The sequence below is a fragment of the Streptomyces sp. NPDC041124 genome, assembly GCF_055592385.1.
In genome coordinates this window covers 241,030-256,736 of sequence record NZ_JBVIYR010000007.1, presented here as the reverse complement: position 1 = coordinate 256,736, position 15,707 = coordinate 241,030, and the positions used below count along the sequence as shown (strand labels likewise).

Below are 15,707 nucleotides of genomic sequence, written 5' to 3'. Positions count from 1 at the left end.
CCGCGTTCACGCCTCCGCGCGTCGCCGCGTCAGCGCGTCCGGCGTCAGCCCTCGAAGCCGGCCACGTTCTCCTTCGTGACCACCTTCACCGGAACCTTCACCATGTTCTCCACCTTTTCGCCGTCCGCCGCGCGCAACGCGTTCCGCACCGCGATCCGGCCCAGTTCCTTCGGCTGCTGCGCCACGGAGGCGTACAGCGAGCCCGCCTCGACCGCCTTCAGCCCGTCGGGCGTGCCGTCGAAGCCGACGACCTGCACCGACGTGCCGGCCTTGGAGCCGAGCGCCTTGATCGCGCCGAGCGCCATCTCGTCGTTCTCGGCGAACACGCCGTTGATGTCGGGGTGCGCCTGGAGCAGGTTCGTCATCACGTCCAGGCCCTTGGTGCGGTCGAAGTCCGCGGGCTGCTTGGCGACGACCTTGATGCCCGGGTACTCCTTCAGCCCCTGGGCGAAGCCCGCCCCGCGCTCCCGGCTGGCGGAGGTGCCGGCCTGGCCCTGGAGGATGACGATGGTGCCCTTGCCGCCGAGCTTCTCGGCGAGCGCCTTGGCGCCCAGCGCGCCGCCCTCGACGTTGTCGGAGGCGACCAGCGCGGCCACGTCCGCCTTGTTGACGCCGCGGTCGACGGCGATGACGGGGATGCCGGCCTTGTTCGCGCCGCGCACCGCGGGGCCGGCGGCGTCGGAGTCCACCGGGTTGACGATGACGGAGGAGAGCGAGCCGCTGGTGAAGTTCTGCAGCTGGTTGGCCTGCTGGGAGGCGTCGTTCTGCGCGTCGGTGACCGTGAGGTCCAAGCCCAGCTTCTTCGCCTCCTCCTCGGCACCGTCACGGATCTGCACGAAGAACGGGTTGTTGAGCGTGGACAGCGACAGCCCGATCTTCTGCGTCGTGCCGGCCGAGGACCCGTTGTGCAGCAGCGAGGTGGCGCCCACGACCGCGACGGCGACGACGGCGGCGATCAGATAGGTGAGTGCCTGCTTGCCCCGGTTCCCGCCCCCGGACGTCCCGGCCGCCGGGGTGGTCGCGCCCGCCTTGCGGCGCAGCGTGTCGAAGAGGACGGCCAGCGCGATGACCACGCCGATGACGACCTGCTGCCAGAACGCGGAGACGGACAGCAGGTTGAGCCCGTTGCGCAGCACCGCGAGGATCAGCGCGCCGATCAGGGTGCCGGACGCCTTGCCGGTGCCGCCCGCGAGGGAGGCGCCGCCGATGACGACGGCGGCGATGGCGTCCAGTTCGTAGCCCTGCGCGGCCTGCGGCTGCGCGGAGGACAGGCGGGAGGCGAGCACGATGCCCGCGGCGGCGGCGAACAGGCCGGAGAAGGCGTAGATCGCGAGCTTCTGCCGCTTCACCCGCAGCCCGGACAGCCGGGCGGCCTCCTCGTTGCCGCCGATGGCGTACATGGAGCGGCCGATGTAGGTCCGGCCGAGGACGAAGGCGGTCAGCAGCCCCATCACGATCATCACGAGCACCGGCACCGGCAGCCAGCCGCCGAGCGTGTCGCCGAGGTGGGAGACGGAGTCGGGGAAGGCGATGGGCGAGCCCTGCGAGATGACCAGCGACAGACCGCGCGCCACCGACAGCATCGCGAGCGTCGCGATGAACGACGGCAGCTTCCCGTACGAGACGAGGAAACCGTTCACCAGGCCGCAGACGATGCCCGTCGCGACGGCGAACAGCACGGCCAGCACGACCGGCATCCCGGCCTCGGTCGCACTCCACGCCAGTACGGTCGCCGACAGCGCGGCGACCGAGCCGACCGACAGGTCGATGCCGGCCGAGACGATCACGAAGGTGACGCCGAAGGCGAGGATCGCGGTCACGGCGGCCTGCACGCCGACGTTGAGGAGGTTGTCGGCGGTCAGGAAGTCCCCGGACAGCGCCGACATGGCGATCACGAGGACGATCAGCGCGGTCAGCGCGCCGTTGTCGAGGAGCAGGCGGCGCAGGCCGCCCGTGGCGCCGCCCTGCGCGCCCGGCTTGCTCTTGAGCGTGTCAGTGGCCACGGTCGGCCTCCGTTCCGTTGCTGCTGTTGCTGCTGTGAGGGGTGCTGACGGCGAGGGCCATCACGGCGTCCTGGGTGGCGCGTTCGGCGGGGAGTTCGCCCGCGACGCGCCCCTGCGCCATGACGACGACCCGGTCGCTCATGCCCAGGACCTCCGGCAGATCGCTGGAGATCATGAGCACGGCGGCACCGGCGGCCGTCAGTTCGTTGATCAGCTGGTAGATCTCGACCTTCGCGCCGACGTCGATGCCGCGCGTCGGCTCGTCGAGGATCAGCACCTTGGTGTCGGCCAGCAGCCACTTGCCGATGACGACCTTCTGCTGGTTGCCGCCGGACAGCGTCCGCACGTGCTGGCCGAGACCGGCCATCCGCACGCCGAGCTGCCCGGCGATGCGCTCCGCCGCCTCGTGCTGCCCCTTGAGGTCGACGAGTCCCGCGCGGGACGTGGACCGCAGGGTGACCAGGCCGAGGTTCTCCTCGACGGAGGCGTCGAGCACCAGCCCCTGCCCCTTGCGGTCCTCCGGCACCAGGCCGATCCCGGCCGTCATCGCGGCGTTCACGTCGTGCCGGCGCAGCGGGGACCCCGCGACGTGCACCGTCCCGGCGTCGTACGGGTCGGCCCCGAACACGGCCCGTACGACCTCCGTCCGCCCGGCTCCGACGAGCCCCGCGATGCCGACGACCTCACCGGCCCGCACCTCGAAGCTCACGTCGTGGAAGACACCGTCGCGGGTCAGCCCCTCGACCTTGAGGAGCGCGTCACCGGCGTCGCCCCGCTCCCGCGGGTACTGCTGCTCGATGGACCGCCCGACCATGAGCCGTACGAGCTCGTCCTCGGGCGTGGAGGCGGGCACCTGCCCGACGCTCCGGCCGTCCCGGATGACGGTGACCCGGTCGCCGAGGGCGGCGATCTCCTCCAGGTGGTGGGTGATGAAGACGATCCCGACGCCGTCCGCGCGCAGCCGCCGCACGATCGCGAACAGCTTCTCGACCTCCTCGGTGGTCAGCACGGCGGTCGGCTCGTCCATGATGAGCACCCGCGCGTCGAGGCTGAGCGCCTTGGCGATCTCGACCATCTGGAGTCGCGCGATGCCGAGTTCCCGTACCCGTGCCCGCGGGGAGACCTTCACCCCGACGCGCTCGAGCAGCACCTCGGCGTCGGCCTCCATCTTCTTCCGGTCGATCATCCCGAACCGGCGCGGCTGCCGTCCGAGGAAGATGTTCTCGGCGACCGTCAGGTCGGGGACCAGGTTGAACTCCTGGTAGATGGTGGCGATGCCGAGCCGTTCGGAGTCCTGCGCGCCGTGGACGCGCACCTCCTCACCGCCGACCACGATCCGCCCGGCGTCGGGCGTGTAGGCGCCGGAGAGCATCTTGATCAGCGTGCTCTTGCCCGCGCCGTTCTCACCGAGGAGCACGTGCACCTCGCCCCGGCGCAGGTCGAAGTCGACGCTGTCGAGCGCGACCACGCCGGGGAAGGTCTTGCGGATGCCCTCGATGCGCAGCAACTCGTCCGGACTGCGGCTGCTCACGGCGTACTCCTTCGTACGGGGGAGGGGGACTGTGGGGGTTCGGGGGAGACCGGCTCGCCGCACGAGCGGCGCACGACGAGCCGGGCGGGGAGGGTGACGGACTCACCGGGCCGTCCCTCGATCCGGTCGACCAGGGCGCGCACGGCGGCCCGCCCCAGCTCCCGGGTCGGCTGGGCGATGGCGGTGACCGGCGGATCGGTGTGCACGAACCAGGGGATGTCGTCGAACGCGGCCAGCGCGATGTCGTCGGGGACGCGCAGTCCGCGCGCGCGGACGGCGTCCAGGGCGCCGAGCGCCATCAGGTTGTCGGCGGCGAACACGGCCTCGGGCGGTTCGGCCAGGTCGAGGAAGCCCTCGGTGACCCGGCGGCCGCTGTCGGCCTGGAAGTCGCCCTGGCCGGTGTAGGCGTCGGGGAGGCCGAGCCCGTACGCGCCGAGCGCCGCCCGGAAGGCGTCCACGCGCTCCCGGCCGGTGGTGGTGGCGGCGGGCCCCGCGATGATCGCCAGCCGCCGGTGTCCGAGCCCGTACAGGTGCGCGACCAGGTCCCGTACGGCGTCGCGTCCGTCCGAGCGGACGACGGGCACGTCGACGCCGGGGATCCAGCGGTCGACGAACACCATGGGCGTCCCGGCGCGGGCGGCGCCCAGCATGCCGGGCGACCCGCCGTCGGTGGGGGAGACCAGCAGCCCGTCGATGCGCCGGTCGAGCAGCGTGGTGACGTGGTGGTCCTGGAGGTCGGGCCGCTCGTCGGCGTTGCCGATGATCACGCTGTAGCCGAGCGCGCGGGCCTCCTCCTCGACGGAGCGGGCCAGCTCGGTGAAGTACGGGTTCATCACGTCGCTGATGACCAGCCCGAGCGTGCGGGTCTGGTCGGTGCGCAGGGACCGGGCGACGGCGTTCGGCCGGTACCCCAGCCGCTCGACGGCGGCCGTGACGCGCCGGCGGGCGTCCTCGCTGACCGACGGGTGCAGGTTCAGCACCCGCGACACCGTGGCGACGGACACTCCCGCCTCGGCGGCGACGTCCTTGATGCTCGCCATCGCCGTTCCACCTCCTCGTGGAATCGATTACACGGAGGATTGGAATCGATTACACGGCGGGAAGCAAGGGGGTGGACGGTGGCCGAAATCGAATCGTGACCGGTGGGTGGCACGGGTCCTTTCGGGCCGGGGTTGCCTGCGGGTGTGCGGGGAGCGGCTCGCGTGGGCGGGGCGTCAGTCGGGGCGGAGACTGGATCCCATCGCCGGTAGGGACGAAGGGGGAGTGCCGGGGGCGGCGGAACTGGCGTCGCCCCTGCCCAAGAAGCTCTTCACCGTGCCGCCCGGCCAGGAGCGCTGACCTCTGCGAGGGTTGGGCCGGACGTCGGGGCGAGGTTAACGCTTGCATTAACATTGTGGCCGTGGCTCAATCGGAAGTGGTTCTCGTCGGGGAGGTCGCGGCATGGTTCGAGGCGCTGGCCGAAGAGGACTGGGACAGCTCCGAACAGGTAGAAGACGCCATCGACATGTTGGCGGCAACGGGCCCGACGCTCGGTCGTCCGCTGGTGGATCGGATCAAGGGTGCTGAGAACCATCACCTCAAAGAGTTGAGGCCGGGATCGTCCGGGAGTAGTGAGATCCGCATCCTCTTCGCCTTCGATCCGGTGCGCCGGGCAGTCCTGCTGGTGGCCGGCGAGAAAGCCGGAAACTGGCAGCGCTGGTACGACATCAACATTCCGCTTGCCGAAGAGCGATACCAGGCACATCTGGCTGATCTCGAAACCAGGGAGTACGAATGAGCACCGTGGGCTGGGAGGAGACCAAGCGCAGGGCGCGCGAGCGGCGCGCGGCATCGGGGCTGCCGGTGCGGTCGCCTCAGGAGAAGCAAGCGGCCATGGACCGGTTGACCGCCGAAGTGCGTGCTCACAAGCTCGCGGAGGTCAGGCGTGAACAAGCGTTGACTCAGCGCCAAGTGGCCGCGTCGATGGGGGTCTCAGCACCTCGGGTCTCCGCGATCGAGCACGGTGAGCTGGATCGCGCGGAGGTCGCGACTCTCCGGGCCTACGTGGAAGCGCTCGGCGGCCGCTTGCGAGTAGTCGCAGACTTCGGCGACGCGGAGTACACCGTCGCCTGAGGCACGCGCCAAAGCGCTCGTCAATCAGCAAGGCCCAGGTCGCCGAACCCGTGCCTTCTTCATGGAGCAGGTGACGAGAACCGAACTCGCGCTCTCAGCTTGGGAAGCTGCGATCATTGAGGCCGGTCCGGGCGCTGACCTGGATGAACAAATGAACTTTGCCCTCGTCGGACGTGGCACCGGCGCGCTTGTGGTGCAGCCTCGTGGCCGCACGGGACATGAGTCGTCCGGGGCCGACCACTCGGCGGCCGGGTGCTCCTGGTCGTACTGCCGGCGCCACAGCTCGCATCAGCGGTGGGCATCCACGAAGGCGCCGCCGAGGTGCCCGGGAGGCGACCGTGGAACGGACGCACGGCCTGTGCCCGGGGCGCGGTCGGTCCCCGGGGGCGTGGGCCTGTGCCCAGGGGTGGCCCTGTGCCCGGCCATGGCGCGGGGCCGGGGCCCCGGCCCCGCGTCGGCCCGGCTCAGTTCATCGCGGCGGCGAACATGCCTGCCTCGTAGGATCCGCCCGGCTGGTGCAGGATCACGGCGAGCCGGTTGGCCGCGTTGATCAGGGCGACCACGGCGACCAGGGCGGCGACCTGGTCGTCGTCGTAGTGCTTGCGCACCAGGGCCCAGGTCTCGTCGGACACGCCCTGGTGGGCGTCGGCGAGCCGGGTGCCTTCCTCGGCGAGCGCCAGCGCGGCCTGTTCGGCCTCGGTGAACACGGTGGATTCGCGCCACGCGGCGACCAGGTGCAGGCGGATCGCGCTCTCACCGGCGGCCGCCGCCTCCTTGACGTGCATGTCGATGCAGTGACCGCAGCCGTTGATCTGGCTGGCGCGCAGCGCGACCAGCTCCTGCGTGGACTTCGGCAGCGGCGACTGCTGCACCACCTGCGCGAGGCCCGCGAAGCGCTTGGCGAGCTTGATGCCGATCTCGTTCTCGAACAGGTTGAACCGGATGTCCATGACTCGTCCTCACTGTCGACGCCCTACCGGCGAACTGACGTACTGACGAACACGAGATGCCGGCCGTCCGGCTCGTGTGACGGGGCGCCGCTGTGACGTGGGTTACCGCCGGTGGATGTCACAGGACGACGGTGGCCGGCGTCCTGTGCGCGTGACACGGTCGGAGGCGGACGGATGGACGGAGTCGGAGCGATGAGCGACCACGGCGAGCACGGGCACGACGGGCACGGCGGCCCCGCCACCGAGGCTTTCGTATCCCACCGCAACCTCCTCTTCACCGTCGCCTACGAGATGCTCGGTTCGGCGGCGGACGCGGAGGACGTCCTCCAGGAGACCTGGCTGCGGTGGGCGGGCGTCGACCTCTCCGAGGTGCGGGACCGGCGCGCGTACCTCGTGCGGATCACGACCCGGCAGGCCCTGACCCGGCTGCGGACGCTCGGCCGCCGCAGGGAGTCCTATGTCGGCTCCTGGCTGCCCGAGCCGCTGCTGACCACCCCCGACGTGGCCGAGGACGTCGAGCTGGCGGACAGCGTCTCCATGGCGATGATGCTCGTCATGGAGACGCTCACGCCGACCGAGCGGGCCGTGTTCGTGCTGCGTGAGGTGTTCGACCTCGGCTACGACGAGATCGCCGACGCCGTCGGCAAGAGCCCGGCCGCGGTCCGCCAGACCGCCCACCGGGCCCGCGCCCACGTCGCGGCGCGCAGGCCGCGCGGGGCGGTCTCCCGGACCGAGACCCACGACGCGCTCGCCGCGTTCCAGCGGGCCGTCGAGACGGGCGACCTCCAGGGACTGCTCGACATCCTCGCGCCGGACGTCGTCCTGCTGGGCGACGGCGGCGGCATCAAGCAGGCCGTCCCGCGGCCGGTCAGGGGGGCCGGCAAGGTGGCCCGCCTCATGCTCGGCGGCCTGGTCAAGCAGCCCGCCGCGGTCTCGATGGAACCGGTGCAGGTCAACGGCTTCCCGGGCCTGCTCGTCCGGCTCGACGGCGCACTCGACACCGTGATGGCGGCACGCTTCGACGACGGCCTCATCACCGGCCTCTACGCCGTGCGCAACCCGGAGAAGCTGACGCGCATGCACCGGCGCACGGTCCTGCACCGCTGAGGGCGGCCCTCCGGCGCCACCTGTCGCGGGGTCGGGCCGCAGGCGGCGGTGGTGCGACGGGCGGGCTGCGGCGGGCCTTCCGTCAGCGCCCTCGGTCGCTTCCGCATCGTGCCGATGCGGAGGTGGCGGCACGTTCCGCGTACGCGACCGGGCTGCTTCGTCGGGCGGGACGAAGAGCCGCCGATGGTCGGCCCCTCGTCTCTTCGAAAGCGTGAGCATTCGACGGAGAAGCGTAAGGTGCGTGCTCGGATGAGCGGAAGATGAACATCGTCGGCCGAAGTGCCTCTCTTTTTCTGGAGAGCGAGCAATTCCTGGGCGACCGCGCAATTGGTCGTCCTCGTGGTCCTCGGAGAAGGGCGTCGCAGCAGGCGGCGTAGGGTGCTGCCGGCTGCCGGCTGCGGGATGGCGGCGGCATGAACCACCCGCGCCCGTGTCACTCGGTGGCTGCTCGTTCCCTGTCGTACTGCCAGTCCCACACCTTGCTCCACCGGTGGTCGTCGGGGGTGCCGATGTCGAGGTGCTTGATCCGCCGGTACGCCTCGGCGGTGCGCGGGTCGTCGCGCAGGGCGAGCCCGTAGGCGGCCTCCAGGCGGGCGAGTCGGTCGTCCTCGTCGAGCAGCGCGAACAGGGCGTCGGCGACCGCGGGCGAGTGGTCGGGGCAGGAGGCCAGGATCGCCGCTGCCTGACCCCGCAGCCCGGCGTCCGGGCCGTCGGCCAGGGCGAGCAGCGCCTGCACGGCGGGGGGGAGCAGGGCCTCGTCGTGGACGGCCACCCGGGAGGCGAGCAGCCGCACCCTGGCGTCCGGGTCACGGATGAGGGCGAGCAGCCCGTCCCTGGCCGGGGGCGTCAGGGAAGCGCCCCAGGGGCAGAAGAGCTCGGGCACCTGCCTGCGTACCCGGACGTCGGGGTGGCAGGCGTAGCGCAGACCGATGTCCTCCGTACCGGGGTGCTCGTACTCGGCGAAGGCTTCCAGCACCTTCAGGAGCATGTCGACATCCGTCTCCTCCACCGCCCAGGCGGTCAGGAAGTCACCCTCCTGCCGCGCGTACGGGGAGTCGTACACGAGGACTCCCCTTACGCGCAGGTACTCCGCCACGAAACGGCGGTGCGCCGGGTCGGGGTGGTGACGGTGGGCCACCACGGCCTGCCAGGTCTCGAAGCTGGGGCGCTCCAGGAGGACCGACAGCACCTCCCACCAGGTGGCGTGCTGCTCGTCCGGCTGGTCGGCGGCCCGGGCGATCAGGTCGTCCACGGGGGTCAGGACGCGGAAGGCCCACTCCAGGGCGGTCAGGATGCCGCCGTGCCCGGTCCGCGCGACCAGGCCGCCGAGTGAGACCTGGTCGATCCGGTGGTACTCGTAGGGGTCATCCGGCAGGCGAACCGTACGCACCGGCCCCGACGCGCCCGTACGGCGCCGCAACTCCTCGGCCACGCCCGTCTCGTACCAGCTGCGGGCCAGGGCGAGCAGCCGCTCGCGGGTCTCCTCGGGCAGCCGCAGCCGGGGCTCGTCGCCGAGTACGGCGGTGAAGACGGCCGGTGAGCCGCCGTCGACGGCACGCCACAGCGGTGTCGTCCCGTCGGGCAGGACCCGGTCGGGGTCGGCCCCGCCCTCGACCAGTACATCGGCGACGGCGGAATCGAACGCCGCGACGGCCGCGCACAGCACCGGCAGCCCGTCGCCGTACAGTGCGTTCGGGTCGGCGTCCTCGTCCAGCAACGCCCGCACCGCTTCGACATCCCCGGCCCGCACCGCCGCCACGAGCCGCCGGTCGACTTCATCCCCGTTCACGAGGGTCGAGCATGCGTGGGAAGCCGCGTACGGACAAGCCATTTGTTGCGGCAGCCCGTCAGGCCGCCGACAGCTCGCACCACACGTACGTGCCCGGACTGCCCTGCCGGAACAGCGGCTGCCACCCCCAGACGTCGGCGCAGGCCCGCACCAGCGCCAGGCCCCGTCCGTCCTCCGACTCGGTGTCCCCTGCCAACGGACGCGGCGGCTCCGGGGCTGGGGGTCCGCGTCCCACGCCCCGATCCGCAACGTCCCCGGCGGCGACCAGTGCACGCGCAGGCCGGCGGGGCCCTTGGTGTGCCGTACGGCGTTGGAGACCAGCTCCGTGGCGAGGAGTCCGGCGACGTCGACGATGCGGATCAGCCCGTGCATGGTCAGGATGAGACGCAGGGTGCGGCGGCTGACGGTGACGGCGCGGAGGTCGTTGGGGATGTACAGCGAGCACTCCCACGGTTCGTTCCCGGACATGCGGAACTCCGTTGTACGTGAGGGGAGTCGGGGATCGGGGCCCGGACTTTCGGGAGTGAGTGAAGAACGGTTGCGCCGTCTCGCGTCCCGCTACGTCTGTACGGACGTCGAGTTGGTGGATGCCTTGGTGGAGATGGCGACCGACCGGACACGCGGATGGTGGGAGGAGTACCGCTCCCTGCTGCCCACTCCCTTTCTCGACCTCGCGGAGTTGGAACATCACGCCACGTTTCTGCAGGAGGTCCAGTTCCTGTACATCCCCGGCCCGATCCAGACAGAGGATTACGCTCGCTCCGTCTTCGCCTACCGGGTCCCCGAGCTGCCCGCACGAGAGCTTGAGGTACGTGTCCAGCACCGCATGCAGCGCAAGGTAATCCTTGAAAGTCCCGAGCCCACTTCGTACGAGGCGGTCATTCACGAAGCGGCACTTCGGATCATGGTGGGAGACCGTGCTGCCTCGCGAGCGCAGCTCTTTCGCCTTCTTGAGGTGTCCGAGGAGGACCGCATCACCGTGCGCGTGATCCCCTTCGACCTCGAAGGGTTCGCAGGAGCCGCGAGTGCCATGGTGTACGCAGGTGGCGCGGTCCCGAAGCTTGACACCGTGGTACGTGACACACCTGTCGGTACCGCGTTCATGGACGCGGAGGCGCAACTCGGTGCGTTTCGCACACTCTTCCGAAAAGTGGAGGCTGTGTCGCTGGACCCGGTGCGGTCACGTGACTTCATCCACAGGTTGACGAAGGAGTTGTGAGGCACCCCATGGGAGCTCCCCGCGTCTGGCGAAAGTCCTCCTACTCCGGCCCCGGTGACGGCAACTCGTGTCTTGAGATCGCGCACTCCCGCACGCTCGTGGCCATACGAGACTCCAAGGCTCCCGCGAACGGAACACTCGCCTTCCCTACCGATGCCTTCGGCGCTTTCGTACGAGCGGTCAAGGAGACGGCCGGAAGGCTGTGAGGCACACCATGGACAACTGGCTCAAGTCGTCCCACTCGGGCGAGGGCGACGGCAACAACTGCGTGGAGATCGCCACCTCACGCACCCACACAGCCGTCCGCGACTCCAAGGCCCCCGCCCGGGCCACCCTCACCTTCCCCACCGCCGCCTTCACCCAATTCCTCGCGGCGCTGAAGGCACCCGCGGGGAAGCCGTGACGTCCGGGTCCGGCCACGTCGCCACCAGCGCCTCAACGTCCGGGAAGCGGGAGCCGCCGATCATCTCCCAGGTCGCCTCACCGTTGAGCCAGCACACTTCCTCGGGCCCGCCGTCGCCGGTGTCGAACAGGCAGCACACTCCACCGCTCGCGGCGGTCAGGTCGGTGAACAGTTGCCTGACACTCGCCGACGCCGCGAACAGACGGCTCATCGCCGAGGCCGCCGCCCAGAACTCGATCGACGCGTAACCGGGGTGCACGAGCGACGCGAAGCGGACGGTCGCGTAGACGTACCCGATCTGGACGCGCCCGTTCTCCTCGACCCCGCCGCCACGCGCCTCCAGATAGGTGCGCACCACGTCGTCGATGCCGAACATGAGTGAGGTCCTGAGCTCGAACGTGCCGCCGGTGGAGCAGTCGACCGGCTCGCTCTTGAGGCCGGACGTGAAGGGGAGCACCACCCGCTCGCCGCCCGGCAACGTGACCTCCAGGGGCGGCACGTCGCGGTGCGGCGGGGCCAGTTCGGCCACGCGGGTCAGCGCCCTGGCGATGTTCCGGGGCGGCAGCTGGATCTCGTAGCTGTAGATCAGGCCCATGGCCCTCCCTCTGTCGGCCCTTGTCGGCCGACGTGCACTGTCTCATGGTCCGACCTGCGTGGCTGCCGCTTTTTTTGCGAGGGCGTGCGCGGGTGACATGAGCGGACCGAGGGGTGCTGAGGCGCGCTGGGGCCACCTCAAGGAACGACCATGGTGCTATTGTCATTAGCACCATGCTGCTGAGACTGAACGTTGCGGATCACCGCCCCCTGCACGAGCAGGTGGCGGGCGCGATCCGGCGTGCCATCGCTGAAGGCGAATGTGCGCCGGGCGACAGGCTGCCCCCGGCGCGGGACCTCTCCCAGGCACTGGGCGTGAACGTCAACACGGTGCTGCGCGGCCTCCGGGCGCTGCGCGACGAGGGGTTGCTGGAGTTCCGGCGGGGGCGGGGCGTGACCGTGGCCCAGGGCGCGGACGAGCGCTCGGCCCTGCTGGACCGCGTACGCGAGGTCGTGGCTGACGCGGCGCGCCTCGGATACGGCAAGGACGACGTCATCGACATGATCAGGGGGATCCCGTGACCGACCGAACAGGACGCAGGAGTGCTGCGGTGTGGGGAGCCGGCGGCTGGGTCGTCGGAGTCCTGGGGGTGCTGGTGGCTCTGCCGCTGGCCGCCAGGGACCGGCTGCCGGATCGGCTGGCGACCCACTGGGACGCGTCGGGTGGGCCGGACTCCTCCATGTCGTTCTGGGCCGCGACGTTCGTCCCGGGGTTGATCTGGCTGGGGATGGCGGCGGTCGTCGTGCTGATCCTGTGGCGGGCGCGCGGCAGTGCCGCCGGGGCGGCGCCCGGGTGGGCCGGCGCGACACTCGGGTTCGGCGGTGTGACGCTGCTCGGCGCCCAGGCGTCCATCGTGCGGGCGAACCTGGACAACGCCGACTGGCGTGAGGCCGGTTCGGTGACGGGCTGGGTGGTCGTGACCCTGGCGGCGGCGGTCGCCGTGGGCGCGGCGGCCCTGTGGGCCGGCCACCGGGCCCGGGTCACGGTGCCGCCGCCGGCCGGACCGACGATGGAGATACCGGAGGGGCAGCGGTTCGTCTGGCTGTCCCGGACCTCCAATCCCTGGCTCCATCTCATGGCTGCCGTGACCGGCGTCGTCTCCGTGGCGGCGACGGTCACGGCGGTGGGCGGCCTGACGGGGTCGGAGGCCGCGCTGCTGGCCGGGCCTCTCGCCCTCGCCACGGTGCTGGTGCTCGGCTGCGCGTCGGTGCAGGCCCGGGTGAGCGAGAAGGGGCTCGACGTCACCTTCGGTCCGCTGGGCTGGCCGGCACGGCGGTGGGCGGCCGGGAGCATCGCCTCCGCCCGCGTCGAGACGCGCACCGCCGCCCAGGTCGGCGGCTGGGGGTACCGGCTGAACGGGCTGGGCACCACGGTGATGCTGCGCGGCGGCGAATGTCTGGTGATCCGTACCGCCAAGGGCAAGGACTTCGCCGTGAGCGTCGACGACGCCGAACGCGGAGCCGCCCTGCTGAACTCCCTCATCGCCCGGCGTTCGAAGCGATGAGCCGGTCCCGGCCCCCCTGTCACACCCCACCGGTACCGTCGGATCATGCCCAACCCGTCACCCACGGCCCCCGGCGAGCAGCGCAAGCTCGCCACGCTCGAAGGCGTGCTGGAGCGCATCACGTACGCCAACGAGGAGAACGGCTACACCGTCGCCCGGGTCGACACCGGCAGGGGCGCCGGTGACCTGCTCACCGTCGTCGGTGCGCTGCTCGGCGCGCAGGTGGGGGAGTCGCTGCGGATGGAGGGGCGCTGGGGGTCGCACCCGCAATACGGCAAGCAGTTCCACGTGGAGAACTACACGACCGTGCTGCCCGCCACCGTCCAGGGCATCCGGCGCTATCTCGGCTCCGGCCTGGTCAAGGGCATCGGGCCGGTCTTCGCCGACCGGATCACCCAGCACTTCGGCGTCGACACCCTCACGATCATCGAGGAGGAGCCGAAACGCCTGATCGAGGTGCCGGGGCTCGGGCCCAAGCGGACCAAGAAGATCGCCGACGCCTGGGAGGAACAGAAGGCGATCAAGGAGGTGATGCTGTTCCTCCAGACCGTCGAGGTGTCCACCTCCATCGCCGTGCGCATCTACAAGAAGTACGGTGACGCCTCGATCTCCGTCGTGAAGAACCAGCCGTACCGGCTCGCCGCCGACGTCTGGGGCATCGGCTTCCTCACCGCCGACCGGATCGCCCAGTCCGTCGGCATCCCGCACGACAGCCCCGAGCGGGTGAAGGCCGGACTCCAGTACGCGCTGTCGCAGGCCACCGACCAGGGGCACTGCTACCTCCCCGAGGAGAGGCTGATCGCCGACGCGGTGAAGCTGCTCCAGGTGGACACCGGACTGGTCATCGAGTGCCTCGCCGAGCTCGCCGCGGAGCCCGAGGAGGGGGAGGACCCCGGCGTCGTACGGGAGAAGGTGCCGGACCCGGAGGGCGGCGACCCCGTCACCGCCGTCTACCTCGTCCCCTTCCACCGCGCGGAGGTCGCCCTCGCCGCCCAGCTGCGGCGGCTGCTGCGGACCGACGAGGACCGGATGCCGGCGTTCCGGGACGTGGCCTGGGACAAGGCGCTCCGCTGGCTCACCGGCCGTACCGGCACCGACCTCGCCCCCGAGCAGGAGGCCGCCGTCAAGCTGGCGCTGACGGAGAAGGTCGCCGTGCTGACCGGCGGGCCGGGCTGCGGCAAGTCGTTCACCGTGCGCTCCATCGTGGAGCTGGCCCGCGCCAAGAAGGCCAAGGTCGTCCTCGCCGCACCCACCGGCCGGGCCGCCAAGCGGCTCGCCGAACTGACCGGTGCCGATGCTTCCACCGTCCACCGCCTGCTGGAGCTGAAGCCCGGCGGTGACGCCGCCTACGACCGGGACCGCCCGCTCGACGCCGACCTGGTGGTGGTCGACGAGGCGTCCATGCTGGACCTGCTGCTCGCGAACAAGCTGGTCAAGGCGGTGCCCCCGGGCGCCCACCTCCTCTTCGTCGGCGACGTCGACCAGCTCCCCAGCGTCGGGGCGGGCGAGGTGCTCCGGGACCTCCTCGCGGCCGACAGCCCCGTCCCCGCCGTCCGGCTCACCCGGGTCTTCCGCCAGGCCCAGCAGTCCGGCGTGGTGACCAACGCGCACCGGATCAACGCCGGGCAGCACCCCCTCACCGACGGCATGCGGGACTTCTTCCTCTTCGTCGAGGACGACACCGAGGAGGCGGGCCGGCTCACCGTGGACGTCGCGGCCCGCCGCATCCCGGCGAAGTTCGGCCTCGACCCGCGCCGTGACGTGCAGGTCCTCGCGCCCATGCACCGGGGACCGGCCGGTGCCGGCACCCTCAACGGGCTGCTCCAGCAGGCCGTCACCCCCGGCCGCCCCGACCTCGCCGAGAAGCGGTTCGGCGGGCGGGTCTTCCGCGTCGGCGACAAGGTGACCCAGATCCGCAACAATTACGAGAAGGGGGAGAACGGAGTCTTCAACGGCACCGTGGGCGTGGTCACCTCGCTCGACCCGGTCGACCAGCGCCTGACGGTGCTGACCGACGAGGACGAGGAGGTCCCCTACGACTTCGACGAGCTGGACGAACTGGCACACGCCTACGCCGTGACCATCCACCGTTCCCAGGGCAGCGAGTACCCGGCCGTCGTCATCCCGGTGACCACGGGAGCCTGGATGATGCTCCAGCGCAACCTGCTCTACACGGCGGTCACCCGGGCCAAGCGGCTGGTGGTCCTGGTCGGCTCACGCAAGGCGATCGGACAGGCGGTGCGGACGGTCTCCGCGGGCCGCCGGTGCACCGCCCTCGACTTCCGCCTCACCGGTGCGAGAGACCTCTCGGACGGGACGAATCGCCCCGGTGAGCGACCGTCACCAAAAAATGATCGATCAAATGAGTCGTGAAGGTCACAGAGCCCTTCCCCCTGCGCAACGCAAGGGGCAGGATGGGCAAGTTGACGGCACTCAGTGCCGCCAATAGGCCCGATGGTCGACCCCGAGTGCACTCTCCTGAGCCGAGTGGGGG

Annotated in this window: 15 protein-coding genes and 1 pseudogene; 9 read left to right on the top strand and 7 right to left on the bottom strand. The window is 71.0% G+C overall.

The window, feature by feature from the left end; all coding sequences use genetic code 11:
* Nucleotides 1–44: 44 nt before the first annotated feature.
* From ACZ6A9_RS20735 to ACZ6A9_RS20725, 3 genes are read right to left on the bottom strand one after another with little or no spacing between them, the layout of a single operon-like run.
* On the bottom strand, nucleotides 45–2,003 hold the full coding sequence (locus tag ACZ6A9_RS20735; RefSeq protein WP_468987499.1) for an ABC transporter permease/substrate-binding protein: 1,959 nt from the start codon (nucleotides 2,001–2,003) through the stop codon (nucleotides 45–47).
* Complete coding sequence (locus tag ACZ6A9_RS20730) at nucleotides 1,993–3,534, bottom strand: sugar ABC transporter ATP-binding protein (protein ID WP_468987498.1); 1,542 nt, start codon at nucleotides 3,532–3,534, stop codon at nucleotides 1,993–1,995. The genes ACZ6A9_RS20735 and ACZ6A9_RS20730 overlap by 11 nt, the downstream gene beginning before the upstream one ends.
* Nucleotides 3,531–4,574: a LacI family DNA-binding transcriptional regulator gene (locus ACZ6A9_RS20725; protein ID WP_468987497.1), complete on the bottom strand. Its 1,044-nt coding sequence runs from the start codon at nucleotides 4,572–4,574 to the stop codon at nucleotides 3,531–3,533. Before ACZ6A9_RS20725 ends, ACZ6A9_RS20730 begins: the two co-directional genes overlap by 4 nt.
* A gap of 350 nt (nucleotides 4,575–4,924) precedes the next feature.
* Between ACZ6A9_RS20725 and ACZ6A9_RS20720 the strand changes: the two genes are divergently transcribed.
* Both ACZ6A9_RS20720 and ACZ6A9_RS20715 read left to right on the top strand, forming a co-directional pair.
* Nucleotides 4,925–5,311, top strand: coding sequence for a type II toxin-antitoxin system RelE/ParE family toxin (locus tag ACZ6A9_RS20720; RefSeq protein ID WP_468987810.1), 387 nt, complete (start codon nucleotides 4,925–4,927; stop codon nucleotides 5,309–5,311).
* Nucleotides 5,308–5,646: an XRE family transcriptional regulator gene (locus ACZ6A9_RS20715; protein ID WP_030818657.1), complete on the top strand. Its 339-nt coding sequence runs from the start codon at nucleotides 5,308–5,310 to the stop codon at nucleotides 5,644–5,646. The genes ACZ6A9_RS20720 and ACZ6A9_RS20715 overlap by 4 nt, the downstream gene beginning before the upstream one ends.
* Before the next feature lie 464 nt (nucleotides 5,647–6,110).
* Here the strand turns inward: ACZ6A9_RS20715 and ACZ6A9_RS20710 are convergent, their stop codons facing one another.
* A complete protein-coding gene (locus ACZ6A9_RS20710; RefSeq protein WP_468987496.1) occupies nucleotides 6,111–6,596 on the bottom strand; it encodes a carboxymuconolactone decarboxylase family protein in 486 nt (161 codons plus the stop codon).
* A 192-nt stretch (nucleotides 6,597–6,788) separates the two neighbouring features.
* On the opposite strand from ACZ6A9_RS20710, the gene ACZ6A9_RS20705 reads away from it, so the two are divergent.
* Nucleotides 6,789–7,703, top strand: coding sequence for an RNA polymerase sigma-70 factor (locus ACZ6A9_RS20705; RefSeq protein ID WP_468987495.1), 915 nt, complete (start codon nucleotides 6,789–6,791; stop codon nucleotides 7,701–7,703).
* Nucleotides 7,704–8,136: 433 nt separating this feature from the next.
* Here ACZ6A9_RS20705 and ACZ6A9_RS20700 read toward each other — a convergent pair whose 3' ends face one another.
* Together ACZ6A9_RS20700 and ACZ6A9_RS20695 are read right to left on the bottom strand one after the other, a co-directional pair.
* On the bottom strand, nucleotides 8,137–9,492 hold the full coding sequence (locus ACZ6A9_RS20700) for an ankyrin repeat domain-containing protein (protein ID WP_468987494.1): 1,356 nt from the start codon (nucleotides 9,490–9,492) through the stop codon (nucleotides 8,137–8,139).
* A 58-nt stretch (nucleotides 9,493–9,550) separates the two neighbouring features.
* Nucleotides 9,551–9,960: pseudogene (locus ACZ6A9_RS20695) on the bottom strand (ATP-binding protein).
* On the opposite strand from ACZ6A9_RS20695, the gene ACZ6A9_RS20690 reads away from it, so the two are divergent.
* From ACZ6A9_RS20690 to ACZ6A9_RS20680, 3 genes are read left to right on the top strand one after another with little or no spacing between them, the layout of a single operon-like run.
* Complete coding sequence (locus tag ACZ6A9_RS20690; RefSeq protein WP_468987493.1) at nucleotides 9,959–10,711, top strand: DUF5753 domain-containing protein; 753 nt, start codon at nucleotides 9,959–9,961, stop codon at nucleotides 10,709–10,711. The pseudogene ACZ6A9_RS20695 and the gene ACZ6A9_RS20690 sit on opposite strands and share 2 nt — an antisense overlap.
* An 8-nt stretch (nucleotides 10,712–10,719) precedes the next feature.
* Nucleotides 10,720–10,917, top strand: coding sequence for a DUF397 domain-containing protein (locus tag ACZ6A9_RS20685; protein WP_468987492.1), 198 nt, complete (start codon nucleotides 10,720–10,722; stop codon nucleotides 10,915–10,917).
* Between the two features lie 8 nt (nucleotides 10,918–10,925).
* Nucleotides 10,926–11,114, top strand: coding sequence for a DUF397 domain-containing protein (locus ACZ6A9_RS20680; RefSeq protein ID WP_468987808.1), 189 nt, complete (start codon nucleotides 10,926–10,928; stop codon nucleotides 11,112–11,114).
* Here the strand turns inward: ACZ6A9_RS20680 and ACZ6A9_RS20675 are convergent.
* Nucleotides 11,068–11,709, bottom strand: a complete 642-nt coding sequence (locus ACZ6A9_RS20675) for a hypothetical protein (protein WP_468987491.1) — start codon at nucleotides 11,707–11,709, stop codon at nucleotides 11,068–11,070. The genes ACZ6A9_RS20680 and ACZ6A9_RS20675 overlap by 47 nt on opposite strands.
* A 173-nt stretch (nucleotides 11,710–11,882) precedes the next feature.
* Here ACZ6A9_RS20675 and ACZ6A9_RS20670 point away from each other — a divergent pair, with 173 nt between their 5' ends.
* Genes ACZ6A9_RS20670 through recD2 form a run of 3 tightly spaced genes read left to right on the top strand, consistent with a single transcriptional unit; the run spans nucleotide 11,883 to nucleotide 15,586 of the window.
* Entirely contained in the window at nucleotides 11,883–12,230 is a 348-nt protein-coding gene (locus ACZ6A9_RS20670) for a GntR family transcriptional regulator (protein WP_468987490.1), read from the top strand.
* Nucleotides 12,227–13,213, top strand: coding sequence for a DUF1648 domain-containing protein (locus tag ACZ6A9_RS20665; protein ID WP_468987489.1), 987 nt, complete (start codon nucleotides 12,227–12,229; stop codon nucleotides 13,211–13,213). Before ACZ6A9_RS20670 ends, ACZ6A9_RS20665 begins: the two co-directional genes overlap by 4 nt.
* Before the next feature lie 45 nt (nucleotides 13,214–13,258).
* Nucleotides 13,259–15,586, top strand: a complete 2,328-nt coding sequence (recD2, locus tag ACZ6A9_RS20660; protein ID WP_468987487.1) for an SF1B family DNA helicase RecD2 — start codon at nucleotides 13,259–13,261, stop codon at nucleotides 15,584–15,586.
* Nucleotides 15,587–15,707: the final 121 nt, after the last annotated feature.

What these genes read in the sequence shown, in the direction of transcription:
- ACZ6A9_RS20725 (WP_468987497.1), bottom strand. Translation starts at nt 4,574, where the DNA reads ATGGCGAGCATCAAGGACGTCGCCGCCGAGGCGGGAGTGTCCGTCGCC.
- ACZ6A9_RS20715 (WP_030818657.1), top strand. Translation starts at nt 5,308, where the DNA reads ATGAGCACCGTGGGCTGGGAGGAGACCAAGCGCAGGGCGCGCGAGCGG.
- ACZ6A9_RS20710 (WP_468987496.1), bottom strand. Translation starts at nt 6,596, where the DNA reads ATGGACATCCGGTTCAACCTGTTCGAGAACGAGATCGGCATCAAGCTC.
- ACZ6A9_RS20705 (WP_468987495.1), top strand. Translation starts at nt 6,789, where the DNA reads ATGAGCGACCACGGCGAGCACGGGCACGACGGGCACGGCGGCCCCGCC.
- ACZ6A9_RS20690 (WP_468987493.1), top strand. Translation starts at nt 9,959, where the DNA reads ATGCGGAACTCCGTTGTACGTGAGGGGAGTCGGGGATCGGGGCCCGGA.
- ACZ6A9_RS20685 (WP_468987492.1), top strand. Translation starts at nt 10,720, where the DNA reads ATGGGAGCTCCCCGCGTCTGGCGAAAGTCCTCCTACTCCGGCCCCGGT.
- ACZ6A9_RS20680 (WP_468987808.1), top strand. Translation starts at nt 10,926, where the DNA reads ATGGACAACTGGCTCAAGTCGTCCCACTCGGGCGAGGGCGACGGCAAC.
- ACZ6A9_RS20675 (WP_468987491.1), bottom strand. Translation starts at nt 11,709, where the DNA reads ATGGGCCTGATCTACAGCTACGAGATCCAGCTGCCGCCCCGGAACATC.
- ACZ6A9_RS20670 (WP_468987490.1), top strand. Translation starts at nt 11,883, where the DNA reads ATGCTGCTGAGACTGAACGTTGCGGATCACCGCCCCCTGCACGAGCAG.
- recD2 (WP_468987487.1), top strand. Translation starts at nt 13,259, where the DNA reads ATGCCCAACCCGTCACCCACGGCCCCCGGCGAGCAGCGCAAGCTCGCC.